This is a genomic window from Kitasatospora sp. NPDC056783 (assembly GCF_042789895.1).
Lineage (GTDB): Bacteria > Actinomycetota > Actinomycetes > Streptomycetales > Streptomycetaceae > Kitasatospora.
Genome location: NZ_JBHUAF010000157.1, coordinates 1 through 18321, shown reverse-complemented (window position 1 = coordinate 18321; position 18321 = coordinate 1). Strand labels below are relative to the sequence as shown.

The 18321-nt window shown below is 72.1% G+C and carries 13 protein-coding genes and 1 rRNA gene; 11 read left to right on the top strand and 3 right to left on the bottom strand.

Annotation, left to right across the window (positions count from 1 at the left end; translation table 11 throughout):
- Positions 1-33 precede the first annotated feature (33 nt).
- Positions 34-150, top strand: a 5S ribosomal RNA gene (gene rrf / locus ACFRMQ_RS22180).
- A 59-nt stretch (positions 151-209) separates the two neighbouring features.
- Positions 210-1055 carry a phosphatase PAP2 family protein gene (locus tag ACFRMQ_RS22175; protein ID WP_380732260.1) on the top strand — a complete coding sequence of 282 codons (846 nt, stop codon included), beginning with the start codon at positions 210-212 and terminating at the stop codon, positions 1053-1055.
- A 59-nt stretch (positions 1056-1114) separates the two neighbouring features.
- On the opposite strand, the gene ACFRMQ_RS22170 is transcribed toward ACFRMQ_RS22175, so the two are convergent.
- Positions 1115-1678, bottom strand: a complete 564-nt coding sequence (locus ACFRMQ_RS22170; RefSeq protein ID WP_380732259.1) for a GPR1/FUN34/YaaH family transporter — start codon at positions 1676-1678, stop codon at positions 1115-1117.
- 309 nt (positions 1679-1987) lie between these two features.
- A complete protein-coding gene (locus tag ACFRMQ_RS22165) occupies positions 1988-4549 on the bottom strand; it encodes a SpoIIE family protein phosphatase (protein ID WP_380732258.1) in 2562 nt (853 codons plus the stop codon).
- A 574-nt stretch (positions 4550-5123) separates the two neighbouring features.
- On the opposite strand from ACFRMQ_RS22165, the gene ACFRMQ_RS22160 reads away from it, so the two are divergent.
- Positions 5124-9632 carry a HAMP domain-containing protein gene (locus ACFRMQ_RS22160; RefSeq protein ID WP_380732262.1) on the top strand — a complete coding sequence of 1503 codons (4509 nt, stop codon included), beginning with the start codon at positions 5124-5126 and terminating at the stop codon, positions 9630-9632.
- Positions 9633-9926: 294 nt separating this feature from the next.
- Complete coding sequence (locus ACFRMQ_RS22155; protein ID WP_380732261.1) at positions 9927-10565, top strand: response regulator; 639 nt, start codon at positions 9927-9929, stop codon at positions 10563-10565.
- A 176-nt stretch (positions 10566-10741) separates the two neighbouring features.
- On the opposite strand, the gene ACFRMQ_RS22150 is transcribed toward ACFRMQ_RS22155, so the two are convergent.
- Entirely contained in the window at positions 10742-10906 is a 165-nt protein-coding gene (locus ACFRMQ_RS22150) for a hypothetical protein (RefSeq protein WP_380732257.1), read from the bottom strand.
- Here ACFRMQ_RS22150 and ACFRMQ_RS22145 point away from each other — a divergent pair.
- From ACFRMQ_RS22145 to ACFRMQ_RS22115, 7 genes are all read left to right on the top strand, one after another.
- Entirely contained in the window at positions 10893-13385 is a 2493-nt protein-coding gene (locus ACFRMQ_RS22145; RefSeq protein ID WP_380732256.1) for a DNA translocase FtsK, read from the top strand. The genes ACFRMQ_RS22150 and ACFRMQ_RS22145 overlap by 14 nt on opposite strands.
- Before the next feature lie 282 nt (positions 13386-13667).
- Complete coding sequence (locus ACFRMQ_RS22140) at positions 13668-14531, top strand: helix-turn-helix domain-containing protein (RefSeq protein ID WP_380732255.1); 864 nt, start codon at positions 13668-13670, stop codon at positions 14529-14531.
- Between the two features lie 96 nt (positions 14532-14627).
- On the top strand, positions 14628-16118 hold the full coding sequence (gene rimO / locus ACFRMQ_RS22135; RefSeq protein ID WP_380732254.1) for a 30S ribosomal protein S12 methylthiotransferase RimO: 1491 nt from the start codon (positions 14628-14630) through the stop codon (positions 16116-16118).
- Entirely contained in the window at positions 16115-16753 is a 639-nt protein-coding gene (gene pgsA / locus ACFRMQ_RS22130) for a CDP-diacylglycerol--glycerol-3-phosphate 3-phosphatidyltransferase (RefSeq protein ID WP_380732253.1), read from the top strand. Before rimO ends, pgsA begins: the two co-directional genes overlap by 4 nt.
- A 15-nt stretch (positions 16754-16768) precedes the next feature.
- Positions 16769-17251, top strand: a complete 483-nt coding sequence (locus tag ACFRMQ_RS22125) for a CinA family protein (RefSeq protein WP_380732252.1) — start codon at positions 16769-16771, stop codon at positions 17249-17251.
- 356 nt (positions 17252-17607) lie between these two features.
- Entirely contained in the window at positions 17608-17976 is a 369-nt protein-coding gene (locus ACFRMQ_RS22120) for a helix-turn-helix domain-containing protein (RefSeq protein WP_380732251.1), read from the top strand.
- A gap of 55 nt (positions 17977-18031) precedes the next feature.
- Positions 18032-18321: hypothetical protein (locus ACFRMQ_RS22115; protein WP_380732250.1), on the top strand; the 290-nt coding region annotated here is incomplete at its 3' end.

The window sequence follows — 18321 nt, the reverse complement described above, 5'->3', positions numbered from 1 at the left end:
TATTCGGGTGTGCGGTTGACAGTTTCATAGTGTTTCGGTGGTCATAGCGTGAGGGAAACGCCCGGTTACATTCCGAACCCGGAAGCTAAGCCTCATAGCGCCGATGGTACTGCAGGGGGGACCCTGTGGGAGAGTAGGACGCCGCCGAACAATTATTGTGAAAAGCCCCTTCCCATCCGGGAAGGGGCTTTTTGCGTTACCCTCTGCCAATGCAGAATCTGACCCTGACCTGGCAGTCCGCCGGGGCCGCCGCGATAGGTCTCCACGTGGGCGCGTACGCCGCGGTGAAGGGCCGGAAGCCGGCGCTGTCGGCACTGTTGCGGGAGGCCGGCACGTTGCTGGCGCTGTTCGCGCTCTGGCAGCTGGTCGGGCACCTCTCGGTGATGAGTACGGACCACGCGCTGGACCGCGCGAGCTGGATCCACCACACCGAGCAGGTGGTCGGGCTGCCGGACGAGGCCTCCTGGCAGAAGGCGGTCACACCGTACCCGGTGCTGGTGAGGCTGGCGAACTACTACTACGCGGTCATGCACTTCGCCGTCATGCTCGGTGTGCTGCTCTGGGTGTTCCTGCGGCACCGCGAGCGGTACGCGTGGGTGCGCAACACCGTGGTGATCACGACCGCGGTCTGTCTGATGGTGCAGTTCATCCCGGTGGCGCCACCGCGGATGCTGCCGCAGAACGGCTTCGTCGACGTGGCCGCCGAGTACGGACAGTCGGTGTACGGCGGTGCGGTCGGCGGTGTGGTGGTCGCGGACCAGCTGTCGGCGATGCCGTCGGTGCACGTCGCCTGGTGCGTGCTGGCGGCGGTCGCGGTGATCCGGGTGTCACGGAGTTCGCTGCGTTGGGTGATGGTGCTGCATCCGGTGTTGACGGTCGCCGTGGTGGTGGTGACGGCCAACCACTTCTGGCTGGACGGCATCGTGGCCGTGGCGATCCTGCTCCTCGCCTACGCCGTTCTGGCGTTGGTGGCACGCCGACGGGGCCGGGCGACCGCCGAGGCGGAGGACCGGCCCCGGAGCACCGCCGACGAGCCGTTGGAGCAGGTCGGTTGAGCCGAGACTGAGCTAGGGGAGTGCCGTGGGGGTGCCGGGACCGAGCCGAGGCCTGCCGGTCACTTCACCGGCAGGTTGACCTTCCCCCAGGAGCCGTTGCTCAGCGCGGAGGTGGCCCAGTACCAGGCGGCGAGCCCGGAGAGGGCCGCGATCCAGCCGGCGGCCTTGGCCAGCTCGGAGTAGCCGCCGAAGGTGGCGATGGCGGAGCACAGCAGGGAGAGGGCCAGCAGGCCGTAGACGGCGCGGCTGAGCAGGCCCGCGCCCCAGCTCGCCGCGGTGAGGGTGAGGGCGAGCAGCGCCCAGAGCAGTAGGAATAGGCCGGCGGCGTTCTTGTCCGCTCCGCCGGCCACCGACCAGGTCATCCAGAAGGCGGCGAGGCTGGCGAAGGCGGTTCCGGTGAAGCCCTCGCCGCCGCGGAGCTGCCAGAGGCCCGCGAGGAAGAGGGTGATGCCGCCGAGTACGTGGGCGATGCGGGTCGCGTCCCCGACTCCGGCGCCGTGCAGGACGCCGGTGGAGAGCAGGCCGTAGGCGAGCAGGGTGAGACCGAGCGCGAGGTAGCCGAGGTTTCTCGCGTCGGCTCCGGTGGAACGGGCGTTGGTTGCCCCGGTAGCGTCATTGCTCACCGGAGGCTCCTTTCACTCTGGGCGCGCGCAGGGCGCAGTGACGCTGTGGTGTCGTCGTGACGAGTGGAGATGAGCGGAGACGGGTGGAAGCGCGCGGCCGCGCCGAGGGCGCACGGCTGTGAGCGTGCGCGGGCTGCGGGCGTCAGTGATGGACCATCGCGAGTGATGGGCCGACGGGGAACCGCTGGTCAGGTTCCCGCCGGGAGATTTCCCGGTGGGAACGGTCTACCCGGCTCGGTTCACTTGTACCGTTGTGAATATAACAATTTGTGACTGCGTCAGTACGGGCTGAGGCGCCCCTCGGAAGGCTCAGACCTGACGCTGGGTGGGCACCCGAAGGGTCAGGATCGCCATGTCGTCCGACGGCGGCTCCGGGGCGAAGCGTTCGACCGCGCGCTGGACCCTCGCCGCGACCGCTCCGGCGGTCAGGCCGGTGCAGCCGGTGAGCACCTCGGCGAGGCCGTCGTCGCCCAGCATCCGGCGGCCCTCGCGGCGTTCGGTGACCCCGTCGGTGACGCAGAGCAGGACCTCGCCGGGGGCGAGCACCAGGGTCTCGGCCGTGAGGTCGAGGTCGTCCATCACGCCGAGCAGCGGCTGCGGGGTGGCGGCGCGGTCGACCTGGCCGTCGGTGCGCAGCCGTAGCGGCAGCGGGTGGCCGGCGCAGACCAGGGAGAGCTCGGTGCTGCCGTCCGGCCGGGGCGTCAGCTCGCCGTAGAGCAGGGTGAGGAAGCGGCTGCGCGAACCCTCGTCCAGGATGGCCGCGTTGAGCCGGCGCAGCACCTGCGGGGCGTCGAGGCCCTCGCGGGCGAGCAGCCGCAGCGAGTGCCGGGCCAGGCCGGTGACCGAGGCGGCCTCGGGGCCGGTGCCGCAGACGTCGCCGATGGCGAAGCCGTAGGTGCCCTCCCGGATGGGGAACAGGTCGTAGAAGTCGCCGCCGACCTCGTTGCCCTCGCCGGCCGCCTGGTAGTAGACGTCGACCTCGACGCCGGGGATCTCCGGCAGGTCCGGCGGGAGCAGGCTGCGCTGGAGGGCCTGACTGGTGGCGGTGCGCTCGGAGTAGAGGCGGGAGTTGTCCAGGGCGAGGGCGGCCCGGCGGGACAGGTCCTCGGCGAGTTCGAGGATCTCCTGGCGGAACCGGACGCCCGCCGGGACGCCGAGCACCAGCAGCCCGATGACCCGGTTGCGGGCGGTCAGCGCCAGCACGACGGTCTCGCCGAGCAGGCCGGCCAGACCGGGGCCGTCGGTGAGGCCGCCCGCCTCGGCGGTCTCGGTGGGGGCCGTCCAGAACCGGACGCCGTGGCTGGGGCCGGCCTCCGGGACGGGGGTCTTGTCGAGCAGGTCGCGCAGCGGGTCGATCCGGTCCTCGTCCTCGTGCAGCACGAAGGCGAGCCGGGCCGGGGAGGAGTTGTCGGAGGTGGTGTAGACGGCGCACCAGGAGGCGAGGGTGGGGACGGCCATCTGGGCCATCAGCGCGAGGGTCTGCTCGTGTTCGAGGGTGCCGGCCAGCAGGTCGGAGGCCTCGACCAGGAAGGAGAGCGAGCCGCGGCGGAGCTGTTCGAGCTCGGTCAGCCGGGTGCTCTCGACGGCGAGGGCGACCCGGTCGGCGGCGAACTGGAGGCGCAGCGCGTCCTCGTTGTCGTAGCGGCCGGGCACGGCGGCGGCGATGCCGAGCGACCCGATCAGCCGCCCCTCGACCTTGAGCGGGACGGTGACCAGGGAGCGCATGCCGCTGTCGGAGAGCAGCGGCAGGCCGGTGGGCCGGGCGGTGAGGTCCTCGTGGACGGAGGGCAGCCGGGCCGAGTCGTAGCGGTTGCCGGTCTCGACCGGGAAGCGGGCGTGCCGGCGGTGTCCGGCGGTGAGGCCGGTGGCGGCGCGGACCTCGAACTCGGCCTCGTCGTCGGTGGTGAGCAGCAGGTACGCGGCGTCGCCGTCGAGCAGGTCGCGGGCGCGTTCGACGGTGCGCTGGAGGAGGGTGTCGAGGTCGTCGGTGGCGACCGGGCCGACCAGCAGGTCGAGCCGGGGGCCGGACGGGTCGGGGCGCTCGCCGGGCAGGGTGCGGGCGGGGGAGCGCAGCACCGCGCGGTCGGCTTCGAGGACGAGCAGACAGAGGGTGGAGGGGACGCCCTCGGTGTCGCGCAGCCGGACCTGGAGGCCGTACACCTCGATCTCGTGGCCGTCCCGGCGGCGGATGCCGTAACCGCCCTCCCAGCGGGCCATCCGCAGGGTGTCGGCCAGACCGAGGCCGCGGGCGGGGGGCTTGGGCCAGACCGCGAGGTCCGCCCACGGGCGGCCGAGGACGGTGGCGGCGGGGTGCTCGAAGAGCGCCTCGGCGTCCGGGTTCCAGGCCAGCACCCGGCCGTCCTCGTCGAGTTGGACGACGGCGACGCGCACCGGGCCGGGGCCGCTGGGCAGGTCGCTGCCGGGGGTGGCGGGAACGGCGTAGCGGGTGCCGAGCACGTGTGCGGGCAGGGCGAGGCGGAACCAGACGGTCTTGCGGCCGGCCCCGTACTCGACGCCCCACCGCTCGGCGAGGGCGGAGCACATCAGCAGCCCGCGGCCGCCCTCGCCGTCGGGGTCGGCGTAGCGGTCGGAGTCGGTGACGGGAACGCCGCCGAGGGAGGGCAGGCCGCGTTCGGGGTGGTGGTCGGTGACCTCGATCCGGACGGTCTGCTCCTCGCGCAGGCAGCTGACCTCCGCGGCGGTGCCGGCGTGCACGACGGCGTTGGTGACGAGCTCGCTGACCAGGACGACCGCGTCGTCGACGACCTCGGGCAGGCCCCAGCCGAGCAGCGCGTCCCGGACGAAGCCCCGGGCGGCGGCCGCGGACCGGCCGTCGGGTCCGAAGGTGGCGGCTGCGCGCGCGGTGACCACGTTGCCAGTTCTCCTCTGCTGCTCTTGCCCTGGCTGTCCGGGGTGCGGCGCCGACTCCCCGTGCGCGCCGTCGGGGTGAGCGGCGGCGCTGGGTCGGGTCGTGGCCCGGTGCAGCGCTCCACCCTACTTTCCGGTTGGTTCCCCGTGGGGGTGGGGAGTCGAAACAGGCACCAGAGGGTGATTCTGCCCACCTGTTTCGGACGGTGAGGTACGAACCGAGCGCAACCGGCCGTGTACTCGGCGCGGGTGCTGCCAGACTGGGGGGTCCGCGACGGCCGGTGGGAGCAGTACGGTCGTGTGGGTGCCGGAGTGCCGCAGGCCGCCGGTACACAGCCCAGCCGGGCCGGTTCCCGGGTGCGTGCCGCAATCCGGCACGGACGGTCACCGGACAGTTCACGATCGTGGGAGGGGTCCGTTGAGTTCGGCCACCAAGGACGCAACCGGTACGACGCCGCCCACCGCGCGCGGTGGGCGCTCCGGGGCCGTGCCGCGGAACGCGGCCGGGCGGCGGGCGAGCCACAACCGTGGCGCCGAGCCCGCCGAACTGCGCAAACTGCTGTCGGCGTTGACCGCGATGCGGGACGGCAACTTCCGCCGCCGGCTGACCGTCCCGGGGGACGGGCCGCTGGCCGAGATCGCCGCGGTGTTCAACGAGGTCGCCGAGCGCAACCAGCACCTGACGGGTGAACTGGCGAGGGTGCGGCGGGCGGTGGGCCGCGAGGGCCGGCTGAACGAGCGGCTGGAGACCGGCGCGGGCGAGGGCGCCTGGATGGCGGCGGTCGACAACTGCAACGCGCTGATCGACGACCTGGCCCGCCCGATGGCCGAGGTGGGCCGGGTGCTCACCTCGATCGCCGAAGGCGACCTGGCCCAGAAGATGGAGCTGCGCTCGCTGCACAGCAACGGGGTGAGCCACCCGCTGCGCGGCGAGTACCTGAAGATCGGGCGGACGGTCAACGGGCTGGTGGACCAGCTCTCCGAGTTCACCGACGAGGTGACCCGGGTGGCCCGCGAGGTCGGCACCGAGGGCAAGCTCGGCGGGCAGGCCAAGGTCCGCAGCGTCTCCGGCAGTTGGAAGGACCTGGCGGACTCGGTCAACACCATGGCGGGCCGGCTGACCGCCCAGGTGCGCAACATCGCCCAGGTGACCACGGCGGTGGCCAAGGGCGACCTGTCCCGGAAGGTCACCGTCGAGGTGGCCGGCGAGATGCTGGAGCTGAAGAACACCGTCAACACGATGGTGGACCAGCTGAACGGCTTCGCCGCCCAGGTCACGACGGTGGCCAGGGACGTGGGGACGGAGGGCCGGCTCGGCGGTCAGGCCCAGGTGCCGGGGGTGGCCGGCGTCTGGCGGGACCTGACCGACTCGGTGAACTTCATGGCCGACAACCTGACCGGCCAGGTCCGCAACATCGCCCAGGTGACCACGGCGGTGGCCCGCGGGGACCTCTCGCAGAAGATCGAGGTGGACGCGCGCGGCGAGATGCTGGAGCTGAAGAACACCATCAACACGATGGTGGACCAGCTCTCCGGCTTCGCGGAGCAGGTGACCCGGGTGGCCCGCCAGGTCGGCACCGAGGGGCGGCTCGGCGGTCAGGCGCAGGTGCCCTGGGCGGCCGGGGTCTGGCGGGACCTGACCGACAACGTCAACTTCATGGCGAACAACCTCACCGATCAGGTGCGCAACATCGCCCAGGTGACGACCGCGGTCGCCAAGGGTGACCTGTCGCAGAAGATCCAGGTGGACGCGCGCGGGGAGATCCTGGAACTGAAGAACACCATCAACACGATGGTGGACCAGCTGGGCGCCTTCGCGGACGAGGTCACCCGGGTCGCCCGGGACGTCGGCACCGAGGGCATCCTCGGCGGCCAGGCCAGCGTGCCCGGGGTGTCCGGGACGTGGAAGGACCTGACCAACAGCGTCAACCTGATGGCCAACAACCTGACCAGTCAGGTCCGCAACATCGCCGAGGTGACCACGGCGGTGGCGCGCGGCGACGTCTCCAAGAAGATCACCGTCGACGCCCGGGGCGAGATCCTGGAGCTGGTCACGACCGTCAACACCATGGTCGACCAGCTGTCGGCGTTCGCCGACGAGGTGACCCGGGTGGCCCGCGAGGTGGGCACCGAAGGCATCCTGGGCGGCCAGGCGCGGGTGCGCGGGGTGTCGGGCATCTGGAAGGACCTGACCGACAACGTCAACTTCATGGCGTCGAACCTGACCGGACAGGTCCGCAACATCGCCGAGGTCGCCGGTGCGGTGGCCCGCGGGGACCTCTCCAAGAAGATCTCCATCGACGCGCAGGGCGAGGTGGCGGCGCTCGCCGCGACCCTGAACACCATGGTCGACCAGCTCTCCTCCTTCGCGGTGGAGGTCACCCGGGTGGCCCGCGAGGTGGGCACCGACGGCACCCTGGGCGGCCAGGCGAGCGTGCCCGGGGTGGCCGGCATCTGGAAGGACCTGACCGACAACGTCAACCAGATGGCCAACAACCTCACCGGTCAGGTGCGGAACATCGCCCTGGTGATCACCGCGGTCGCCCGGGGCGACCTCTCGCAGAAGATCGACGTCGACGCGCGCGGCGAGATCCTCCAGCTCAAGACCAACATCAACACCATGGTCGACCAGCTGTCGGCGTTCGCCGACGAGGTGACCCGGGTGGCCCGCGAGGTGGGCACCGACGGACGGCTCGGCGGCCAGGCCCGGGTGCCGGGCGTGGACGGCACCTGGCAGGACCTCACCGAGTCGGTGAACGAACTGGCCAACAACCTGACCCGGCAGGTGCGCGCGATCGCCCAGGTCGCCACCGCGGTCACCAGGGGCGACCTGAGCCTGCGGATCGACGTGGACGCCGCGGGCGAGCTCGACGAGCTCAAGGACAACATCAACCAGATGATCGCCAACCTGCGCGAGACCACCCGCACCAACCAGGAGCAGGACTGGCTCAAGACCAACCTGGCCCGGATCTCCGGCCTGCTCCAGGGCCGCCGGGACCTGGAGGCGGTCGCCTCGCTGATCATGACCGAGCTGACCCCGGTGGTCTCCGCCCAGCACGGCGCCTTCTTCCTCGCCCAGCCGGCCGGGCGCACCGCCGAACTGATCACCGAGGACGACGACGAGAACGACACCGTGCTGCGCCTGATCGGCAGCTACGGCTACCAGCGGCGGGCGATGCCGACCACCTTCCGCCCCGGAGAGTCGCTGATCGGCCAGGCCGCGGTGGAGAAGCGGGCGATCATCCTCAAGGAGGCCCCGCCCGGGTACCTGAAGATCGCCTCCGGGCTCGGCGAGGCCTCCCCGGCCCACATCGTGGTGCTGCCGGTGCTGTTCGAGGGCCGGCTGCTGGGCGTGATCGAGCTGGCCACCTTCAGCTCCTTCACCACCGTCGCGCTGGACTTCCTGAACCAGATCGCCGACCTGATCGGTGTCACCGTCAACACCATCAGCGTCAACACCAAGACCGAGGGCCTGCTGCTGGAGTCCCAGCGACTGACCGCCGAACTCTCCATGCGATCCGCCGAATTGGAGGCGCGTCAGGAGGAACTGGAGCGCACCAACGAGGAGTTGCAGGAGAAGGCCGAGCAACTCGCCCAGCAGAACCGCGACATCGAGATCAAGAACGGCGAGATCGAGGAGGCCCGTCAGGTCCTGGAGGAGCGCGCCGAGCAGCTCGCCCTGGCCTCCCGGTACAAGAGCGAGTTCCTCGCCAACATGTCGCACGAGCTGCGCACCCCGCTCAACTCGCTGCTGATCCTGGCCAAACTGCTCTCCGACAACAACGAGGGCAACCTCTCGCCCAAGCAGGTCGAGTTCGCCGACACCATCCACGGCGCCGGCTCCGACCTGCTCCAGCTGATCAACGACATCCTCGACCTGTCCAAGGTCGAGGCCGGCAAGATGGACGTCCGCCCGGCCCGGATCGCCCTGGTCCAGCTGGTCGACTACGTGGAGGCCACCTTCCAGCCGGTCGCGCTGGACAAGAACCTGGACTTCGCCGTCCGGGTCTCGCCCGCCCTGCCGGTCACCCTGCACACCGACGAGCAGCGGCTCCAGCAGGTGCTGCGCAACCTGATCTCCAACGCGGTGAAGTTCACCGACGCCGGAGCCGTCGACTTCTCGATCCGCCCGGCCGGCCCGGAGACCCCGCAGCACGTGCGCGAGCGGCTGCTGGAGTCCGGCTCCATCCAGGCCCCGGACGACGAGCTGATCGCCTTCGCGGTCTCCGACACCGGCATCGGCATCCCCGACAACAAGCTGCGGGAGATCTTCGAGGCGTTCAAGCAGGCCGACGGCACCACCAGCCGCAAGTACGGCGGCACCGGCCTCGGCCTGTCCATCAGCCGCGAGATCGCCCGGCTGCTCGGCGGCGAGATCCACGCCGAGAGCGAGCTGGGCAAGGGCTCGACGTTCACGCTCTACCTGCCGCTGCGCACCGAGGCCCCGGAGGCCGTCGGCGAGCCGCGCCAGGTCTCGTCGAACGGCCTGGCGCCGCGCGCCACGGTCGGGGTGACCCCGGTGGGCCTGCCGGTGCCGGTCGGCGAGAATCCGGCCGACCACTGGGCCCAGGAGGTCCGCGAGCTGGCCGAGGAGCGCCGCCGCGGCGCGGTGGAGCGCCGGCGCAACGCCGCCCTGGAGAGCGCCGCCGGGCCGCGGGCGGTGGAGCCCGCCCCGCCCCGTCCGGCCGTCGCCGCGCGGCGCTTCGACGGCCAGCAGGTGCTGATCGTGGACGACGACGTCCGCAACGTGTTCGCCCTCACCAGCGTGCTGGAACAGCACGGCCTGACCGTCCTGTACGCGGAGAACGGCCGCGAGGGCATCGAGATGCTGGAGCAGCACGAGAACGTGGCGCTGGTCCTGATGGACATCATGATGCCGGAGATGGACGGCTACGCGACCACCGAGGCGATCCGCCGGATGCCCCAGTACGCCGGTCTGCCGATCATCGCGCTGACCGCCAAGGCGATGAAGGGCGACCGGGAGAAGTCCCTGGAAGCGGGCGCCACCGACCACATCACCAAGCCGGTGGAGACCGACCACCTGCTGTCGGTGATGAACGAGTGGCTGCACGGCGACCGCGCGTGACGGCGGTGGCGGGTGTGAACCGCGGGCCGGGCCCCGGGATTCACACCTGCCGGGCGGCCGGTTTGCTGGCGGACGGGCCCGGGAACCGGGTAGGGTCACCGATCGTTGCGAACAGTGACCGGACGGCGACTCGCTGGTGAGCGTGCGCCGGAGCACTGACTGCGCGCCGCTCCGGATCGGGTCCCGACGGAGCGATGTGCCGGGCGAGGGGGTGCGGCTAGCATGACCGGGGTAGCGGTGGGCAGTACGCGGGTGCCTGCACCGAGCGGCAGGCAGGCGACAGGAGGGCGAGCCCTGATGCAGAAGGCCAAGATCCTCCTGGTCGACGACCGACCGGAGAACCTGCTGGCGCTGGAGGCCATCCTCTCGGCCCTGGACCAGACGCTGGTGCGCGCGGCCTCCGGTGAGGAGGCGCTCAAGGCGCTGCTCACCGACGACTTCGCGGTGATCCTGCTGGACGTCCAGATGCCGGGGATGGACGGCTTCGAGACCGCCGCGCACATCAAGCGCCGCGAGCGCACCCGGGACATCCCGATCATCTTCCTGACCGCGATCAACCACGGCCCGCACCACACCTTCCGCGGCTACGCGGCCGGCGCGGTGGACTACATCTCCAAGCCCTTCGACCCGTGGGTGCTGCGCGCCAAGGTCTCCGTCTTCGTCGACCTGTACGTGAAGAACTGTCAGCTGAAGGAGCAGGCCGCGCTGCTGCGCCTGCAGCTGGAGGAGGGCGGCGGCGAGCCGGCCCTCGGCGGGGTGCTGCTGGGCGAGCTGTCCGCGCGGCTGGCGGCGGTCGAGGAGCAGGCGGAGGCACTCGGCAAGCAGTTGGACGGGGTCGAGGACGCCGGGGTGGCCGCCACCGCCGCGCACCTGGAGCGCAAGCTCGTGGGGCTGCGCCGGGCCCTGGACGCGATGCGTCCGGGCAGCTCCTGATCCCCAGCCGGTTCATCCTTCCGGGTGATTCCGTGGAGCGACCGGGTGAAACCCGGCCAGGGTGACGGTGTGTCTACGACACGACCCGGCGCCCGGGCTCGGGCACGTGTGCAGCGGTCGCCCGCCCCGGTAGGCTGCTGACCCATGGCCACTCGCACGCCCGGGAACGCGGCACGTCAGACGAGTCCGGGACCGTCCAAGAAGGCCGCGGCGAAGGCCCCGGGCAAGCCGCCCGCGAAGAGGACGGCGGCGAAGAAGGCGGCTCCCGCGAAGAGGACGGCGTCGAAGTCGGCCCCGCCGCCGCCGAAGCGGTCCAGGTCGGTGCTGATGGGCGCGCTCAACGCGCTGGCCAGCCCGATCGCCGCGGTCTTCCGGAGCTTCGGCGACGGTGCCAAGAACCTCCACCCGGACCACCGCAAGGACGGCGTGGGCCTGCTGCTGTTCGCGCTCGCGCTGGTGACCGCGGCCGGCACCTGGTTCAGCCCGCAGGGCTGGCTGGGCGAGGGCGCCACCGCCGTGGTGTCCGGGATGTTCGGCCGGCTCGACGTGCTGGTGCCGTTCCTGCTGGCCGCGATCGCCATCCGGCTCTGGCGCCACCCGGAGCTGCCGGAGGCCAACGGCCGGATCGTGATCGGGCTGAGCGCGCTGCTGGTCGGTGTCCTCGGTCTGGTCCACATCGGCTGCGGCGCCCCCATGATGGGCAGCGGAGCCTCCCGGATACGGGCGGCCGGGGGGATCATCGGCTGGGCCGTGTCCACCCCGATGATGGCCGCCGCGGGGCCGGCCCTCGCGGTGCCGCTGCTCCTGCTGCTGGCCTTCTTCGGCCTGCTGGTGGTCACCGCGACCCCGATCAACCGGATCGGCGAACGGGTGCGCGGGGTCGGCATACGGCTCGGCGTGGTCGAGCCCGGGCCGGACGACGAGGAGCGCTGGGGGCGTACGCCGGAGCGCGAGCTGTCCACCGACCCGCCGGAGGACGCCGACCCCGACGCGCTGCCGTTCACCGTGGACACCGGCGGCGACGACCCGGGCGACGAGGTGGCCGCCCGCCGGCGCCGCCGCCGTCGCCGGCCGGACGACGAACCGGACGACGCCGAGCGGATCTCGCTGGACAAGGAGCCGCTGGACCCGTACGCCACCCGCGACCTCGCCGCCGGGGCGGCCGCCGACCTGGACGGCGCGCTGGTCTACGGCGTGCCCGCCTCCTCCGCGGTGGCGGACATGATGCACCAGGTGCAGGACCGCACCGCCCCGCCGGAGGAGCCCGCCGTCCCGGCCGCCCGCGGCGGCGGCCCGGGCGCCCCCGAGGAGCACGGCGAGGCGCCGGTGCGGATGGAGCAGCTCCAGCTCGGCGAGGGCGTCACCTACGCGCTGCCCTCGCTGGACCTGCTGGAGCGCGGCGGCCCCGCCAAGGCCCGCAGCGCCCTCAACGACGAGGTGGTCGCCCAGCTCACCGGCACCTTCTCCGAGTTCAAGGTGGACGCCAAGGTCACCGGCTTCACCCGGGGGCCGACGGTCACCCGCTACGAGGTCGAGCTCGGCCCGGCCGTCAAGGTCGAGCGGATCACCGCGCTCGCCAAGAACATCGCGTACGCGGTGGCCAGCCCGGACGTGCGGATCATCAGCCCGATCCCGGGCAAGTCCGCGGTCGGCATCGAGATCCCCAACCGGGACCGCGAGATGGTCAACCTCGGCGACCTGCTGCGCTCGCGCACGGCCGCCGAGGACACCCACCCGATGGTCGTCGGCATGGGCAAGGACGTCGAGGGCCACACCGTGATGGCCAACCTCGCCAAGATGCCGCACATCCTGGTGGCCGGCGCCACCGGCGCGGGCAAGTCGTCCTGCATCAACTGCCTGATCACCTCGATCCTCGCCCGGGCCACCCCGGACGAGGTGCGGATGGTGCTGGTCGACCCCAAGCGGGTCGAGCTGACCGCGTACGAGGGCATCCCGCACCTGATCACGCCGATCATCACCAACCCCAAGAAGGCCGCCGAGGCCCTCCAGTGGGTGGTGCGCGAGATGGACATGCGCTACGACGACCTCGCGGCGTTCGGCTTCCGGCACGTGGACGACTTCAACGCGGCGGTGAAGGCCGGCAAGGTCACCCCGCCGCTGGGCAGCGAGCGCGAGCTGAGGCCGTACCCGTACCTGCTGGTGATCGTCGACGAGCTGGCCGACCTGATGATGGTCGCGCCGCGCGACGTCGAGGACTCGGTGGTCCGGATCACCCAGCTGGCCCGCGCGGCCGGCATCCACCTGGTGCTCGCCACCCAGCGGCCCTCGGTGGACGTGGTCACCGGTCTGATCAAGGCCAACGTGCCGTCCCGGCTGGCGTTCGCGACCTCCGCGATGGCCGACTCCCGGGTCATCCTGGACCAGCCCGGCGCGGAGAAGCTGATCGGCAAGGGCGACGCGCTCTTCCTGCCGATGGGCGCGAGCAAGCCGGTCCGCATGCAGGGCGCCTTCGTCACCGAGGCGGAGATCGCCAGGGTGGTGCAGCACTGCAAGGACCAGCTGACCGCCGTCTACCGGGACGACGTGATGGCCGGGGCGGGGCCGAAGAAGGAGATCGACGAGGAGATCGGCGACGACCTGGACCTGCTGATCCAGGCGGCCGAGCTGGTGGTCTCCACCCAGTTCGGCTCCACCTCGATGCTCCAGCGCAAGCTCCGGGTCGGCTTCGCCAAGGCGGGCCGACTGATGGACCTGATGGAGTCGCGCGGGATCGTCGGTCCGAGCGAGGGCTCCAAGGCCCGCGACGTGCTGGTGAAGCCGGACGAGCTGGACGGGGTGCTGGTCACCCTGAGGGGCTGATCCGGGGGGCCGCGCGGGGCCCCGGCCGTGTCCTGGGCGAGGCATCACTCGTTCGGAGGAGGGTAGGCGGGGTGTGGGGAACCGAACGTCCGTACGCCGCGTCACACGGCGGAAAGGGGAACCCCGGGTTCCCCGAGCCGCCTCGCTGACGGAATGTCAGCGAGGCGCCGGACTCCGGTCGGGTCGGGCGCGCGCATTCGGCCCGTTCCGCTTGAGAAACGATCCGCCCCCGCCCCTAGACTGTTCCCCAGCAGGTGGCCATCCGCTCGAAAGGCGTGCCCCGTGACCATCGGCAAGTCCCCCGACCACGAGAACGCCCCGTCGTCCGTCGAGCCGACCGACGACGCGGCGCAGGCGGCCGATGCCCCGAGCATCGGCCGGGTGCTGTCCACCGCCCGGATCGACTCGGGGCTCACGGTGGACCAGGTGAGTACCGCCACCCGGGTACGGGTGCCGATCGTCCACGCCATCGAAGCGGACGACTTCGAACGCTGCGGAGGCGACTTCTACGCCCGCGGGAACATCCGCCTGATCGCCCGGGTGGTCGGCCTGGACGGCGAGGCGCTGGTCGCCCGGTACGACGCCGCGCACGGCGGCTCGCCCGCCGCCAAGCGCCCGGCGACCCAGCTGGTCGACAGCGGGCCGATCAAGGTGCCCCGCCGCGGCCGGCCGAACTGGGCGGCCGCCATGGTCGCCGCGATCGTCGCCGTGGTCGCGCTGATCGGTTTCAACCTGGTCAGCGGCAAGGGCGGGCACGGCACCACCGGCTCGGCCAGCGCGCCGCTGCCCAGCGGCTCCGGCACCGGCTCGGTGGCCCCCGCCGCCACCACCGCCGTCCAGCCGCCGGCCCCCGCGCCGAGCGCCGCCGCGATCGCCGCCGTGCCGGCCGACAAGGTCACCGTGAAGCTGGTCGCCGAGGGCACCAGCTGGGTCTCCGCGATGGACGGCAACGGCAAGTCGCTGTTCCAGAACAACATCGGCGACGGCCAGGACCAGACCTTCACCGACCCCAAGCAGATCAAGCTGGTGCTGGGCAACGGCGGGGCCGTGCACGCGTACGTCAACGGGAAGGACCTCGGCCTCCTCGGCAAGGACGGCCAGGTGGTGCACGTCACGTACACCCCCGGAGACCCGCAGGCGGGCTGACCACAGGGGCCGGGCGGCCCGATGATGATCAGCTGATCCGAGGCGCGCGGCCTCCGGGGCGAACGGCACCGGAGCCCGCGCGTTAATCTTGGCCCTATGCCTGAACGCCGCACTGTCGCCCTTGTCACGCTCGGATGCGCCCGCAACGAGGTGGACTCCGAGGAACTCGCCGGGCGACTGGAAGCCGACGGCTGGTCGCTCGTCGACGACGCCGCCGAGGCGGACGTCGCCGTGGTCAACACCTGTGGCTTCGTCGAAGCCGCCAAGAAGGACTCGGTGGACGCCCTGCTGGAGGCCAACGACCTCAAGGGGCACGGCCGCACCCAGGCCGTCGTCGCGGTCGGCTGCATGGCCGAGCGGTACGGCAAGGAGCTCGCCGACGCGCTGCCCGAGGCGGACGGCGTGCTCGGGTTCGACGACTACGCGGACATCTCCGACCGCCTGCAGACCATCCTCTCCGGCGGCCACCACGCCCCGCACATCCCCCGCGACCGCCGCAAGCTGCTGCCGATCAGCCCGGCCGAACGGCAGACCGCCGCCGAGGCCGTCGCGCTGCCCGGCCACGGCGCCGAGGCCGCCGCCGAGCCGATCGCCGACCTGCCCGAGGGCGTCGCCCCGGCCTCCGGCCCGCGCACCCTGCGCAAGCGGCTGGACGACAACCCGGTCGCCTCGGTCAAGCTCGCCTCCGGCTGCGACCGGCGCTGCTCGTTCTGCGCCATCCCGGCCTTCCGCGGCTCCTTCATCTCCCGCCGCCCCTCCGACGTCCTGCACGAGGCCCAGTGGCTGGCCGGGCAGGGCGTGCGCGAGATCGTCCTGGTGAGCGAGAACAACACCTCGTACGGCAAGGACCTCGGCGACATCCGGCTGCTGGAGACGCTGCTCGGCGAGATCGCCTCGATCGAGGGCGTCGAGCGGGTCCGGGTCTCCTACCTCCAGCCGGCCGAGATGCGCCCCGGCCTGATCGACTCGATGACCGGGACCGCCGACGTGGTGCCGTACTTCGACCTGTCCTTCCAGCACTCGGCGCCCGCCGTGCTGCGCCGGATGCGCCGCTTCGGCTCCACCGACCAGTTCCTGGAGCTGCTGGGCACCATCCGCGGCAAGGCCCCGCAGGCCGGCGCCCGGTCCAACTTCATCGTCGGCTTCCCCGGCGAGACCGAGCAGGACTTCGCCGAGCTGGAGCGCTTCGTCACCCACGCCGGGCTGGACGCGATCGGCGTCTTCGGCTACTCGGACGAGGACGGCACCGAGGCCGCGACCTACGACGGCAAGCTCGCCGAGGACGTGATCGCCGACCGGCTGGACCGGCTGAGCCGACTGGCCGAGGAGATGACCGCCCAGCGCGCCGAGCAGCGGATCGGCACCGAGGTCGAGGTGCTGATCGAGTCGGTCGAGGACGGCGTCGTCGAGGGCCGCGCCGCCCACCAGGCCCCGGAGACCGACGGCCTGACCACCCTGCACGGTGTCGAGGACCCGAAGGTCGGCCAGTTCTGGCGGGCCACGGTCGTGGCCAGTGAGGGCGTCGACCTGATCGCCGAGGCGCTGGAGCAGGTCCGGGTCCGTCAGACCTCGGGGGTCGGCGAATGACCAAGGGGCCCGGCGCCCCGGCCGCGGCCCACCCGGGCAGACCGGTGGCCGCGGCGCCGTCCGCCCCGGGGGTCTGGAACATCGCCAACGTGCTCACGATGGTCCGGGTGCTGCTGGTGCCGGTCTTCGTGGCGCTGCTGTTCGCCGACGGCGGGCACGACCCCAAGTGGCGCTCGGTGGCGTGGGCCTCGTTCGCGATCGCGATGATCACCGACCTGTTCGACGGTGAACTGGCCCGGCGCAAGGGCCTGGTCACCGACTTCGGGAAGATCGCCGACCCGATCGCCGACAAGGCGATCATGGGCGCGGCGCTGATCGGCCTCTCGCTGCTCGGCGACCTGCCCTGGTGGGTCACCGCGGTGATCCTGGCCCGCGAGCTCGGCATCACGCTGATGCGCTTCTGGGTGATCCGCTACGGGGTCATCCCGGCCAGCCGAGGCGGCAAGCTCAAGACGCTGACCCAGGGCACCGCGGTCGGCATGTACGTGCTGCACCTCACCGGCTGGCTGGCCACCGGGCGGGCCGTGCTGATGGGACTGGCGGTGCTGCTGACCGTCGGCACCGCGCTGGACTACATCGGACAGGCGCTGCGACTGCGCCGCGAGGGACAGGCCGCGGCGCACGCGGGCCGCTGAACGAGGGGGAGCCGGGTGGCGGAGCGGGACTACGAACTGGCCGAGCGGGCGCACGCCGCGCTGCGGGCCGAGGGCGGCACGCTGGCCGTCGCGGAGTCGCTGACCGGGGGGCTGCTGGCCGCCGCGCTGGTGGACGTCCCCGGGGCGTCCGCGACCTTCCGCGGCTCGGTCACCGCGTACGCGACCGAGCTGAAGGCCTCGGTGCTCGGGGTGGACGAGGGCCTGCTGGACGTGTACGGACCGGTCCACCCGGTGGTGGCCCGGCAGATGGCCGAAGGCGTGCGCGCACTGCTGGGCGCCACGTACGGACTGGCGACGACCGGGGTGGCCGGGCCGGACCCGCAGGACGGGCAGCCGGTGGGCACGGTGCACCTGGCGGTCGCGGGCCCAGGGGGAACTCTGGTCAGTTCGCCCCTGCTGTCCGGTGGCCGTGCCACAATCCGTCACGGGGCGGTGACCGCCGCGCTGGAACTGCTGATCGGTCGGATCGCGCGCTAGGTCCTGTCCGGTCGACCGGGCCCGGCAAGACCGGCCGGACAGGGCCGAGGGGCCCGCCCAGGAGGGATCCGGATCCGTCGATCCGGGGCGCGGGTACGGGACGGCTGGAGGATCGTGTTACATCCAACACCCTGGTGGGGCAAGAACCAGGTGGCGAACGAGTTGCGTGACGGTGGCCGGGTGGGCCGCATCGGGTACCACGAGGGGCCCGCGAACCCGGGTAGGACACCGGAAAGAGGAGGGGGACGGCCTTGCAGCCCACAGTGAACACGACCAGGGTCCCCGCACGCGAAGCGGGCAAGGCGGTACGGTGGGGTCGTGACATCTCGATCCGCAGTCCGAGGAGGGAGGCACCGATGATCCTGCTCCGTCGCCTACTGGGCGATGTACTGCGTCGGCAGCGCCAGCGCCAGGGCCGCACACTCCGCGAGGTGTCGGCGGCCGCCAGGGTTTCGCTCGGATACCTCTCCGAGGTCGAGCGGGGACAGAAGGAGGCCTCGTCGGAGCTGCTCTCCGCCATCTGCGACGCACTCGACGTCCGGATGTCCGAGGTCATGCGCGAGGTCAGCGACGAACTGTCGCTCGCCGAACTTGCGGCGATGGCCACCCTCTCCGAAGGTGATCTGCTGAGGCCGGTACTCGAACCGGTTCAGCTGCCCGCCCCCGGCGCCGACCGGGCGAACCTGTCGCCCAAGGCCGCCGCGATGGACGTGGTCGCCGCCTGATCCCGGCCTCGACTCCCGGGCGCCCCTGCCCGGGGCGAGCGAAGGGAGGGCGGTCGTGCCGACAGACGCGCAGACGCGCCCGATGGCCCGAATACGGGCCCGGGCGCGGCTGTTCCTCCGGGTGCGGCGTCCGGTGCGGTGGGCGCTGGCGGCCTCGGCGGCCGGGCTCGCCTGGTGGCTCCTGGTGATCCGGGGCCAGCCGGCCGACGGCGCCGCGCTGGGACTGCTCGCGGCCGGCGGCTGGGGGCTCGGTCTCATTCCGGTCCACGCCGACCGGAAGGCGACCGGACCGGTCCGGCGCCGGAGCGAGGGGCCGGCGGGGCCGGTGGAGGCGCAGCCACCGCC

Bases quoted from the DNA above. Each gene is read 5' to 3' on its own strand.
- ACFRMQ_RS22175 (WP_380732260.1), top strand. From the start codon at position 210: ATGCAGAATCTGACCCTGACCTGGCAGTCCGCCGGGGCCGCCGCGATA.
- ACFRMQ_RS22160 (WP_380732262.1), top strand. From the start codon at position 5,124: ATGCGGGACGGCAACTTCCGCCGCCGGCTGACCGTCCCGGGGGACGGG.
- ACFRMQ_RS22145 (WP_380732256.1), top strand. From the start codon at position 10,893: ATGGGCGCGCTCAACGCGCTGGCCAGCCCGATCGCCGCGGTCTTCCGG.
- rimO (WP_380732254.1), top strand. From the start codon at position 14,628: ATGCCTGAACGCCGCACTGTCGCCCTTGTCACGCTCGGATGCGCCCGC.
- pgsA (WP_380732253.1), top strand. From the start codon at position 16,115: ATGACCAAGGGGCCCGGCGCCCCGGCCGCGGCCCACCCGGGCAGACCG.
- ACFRMQ_RS22120 (WP_380732251.1), top strand. From the start codon at position 17,608: ATGATCCTGCTCCGTCGCCTACTGGGCGATGTACTGCGTCGGCAGCGC.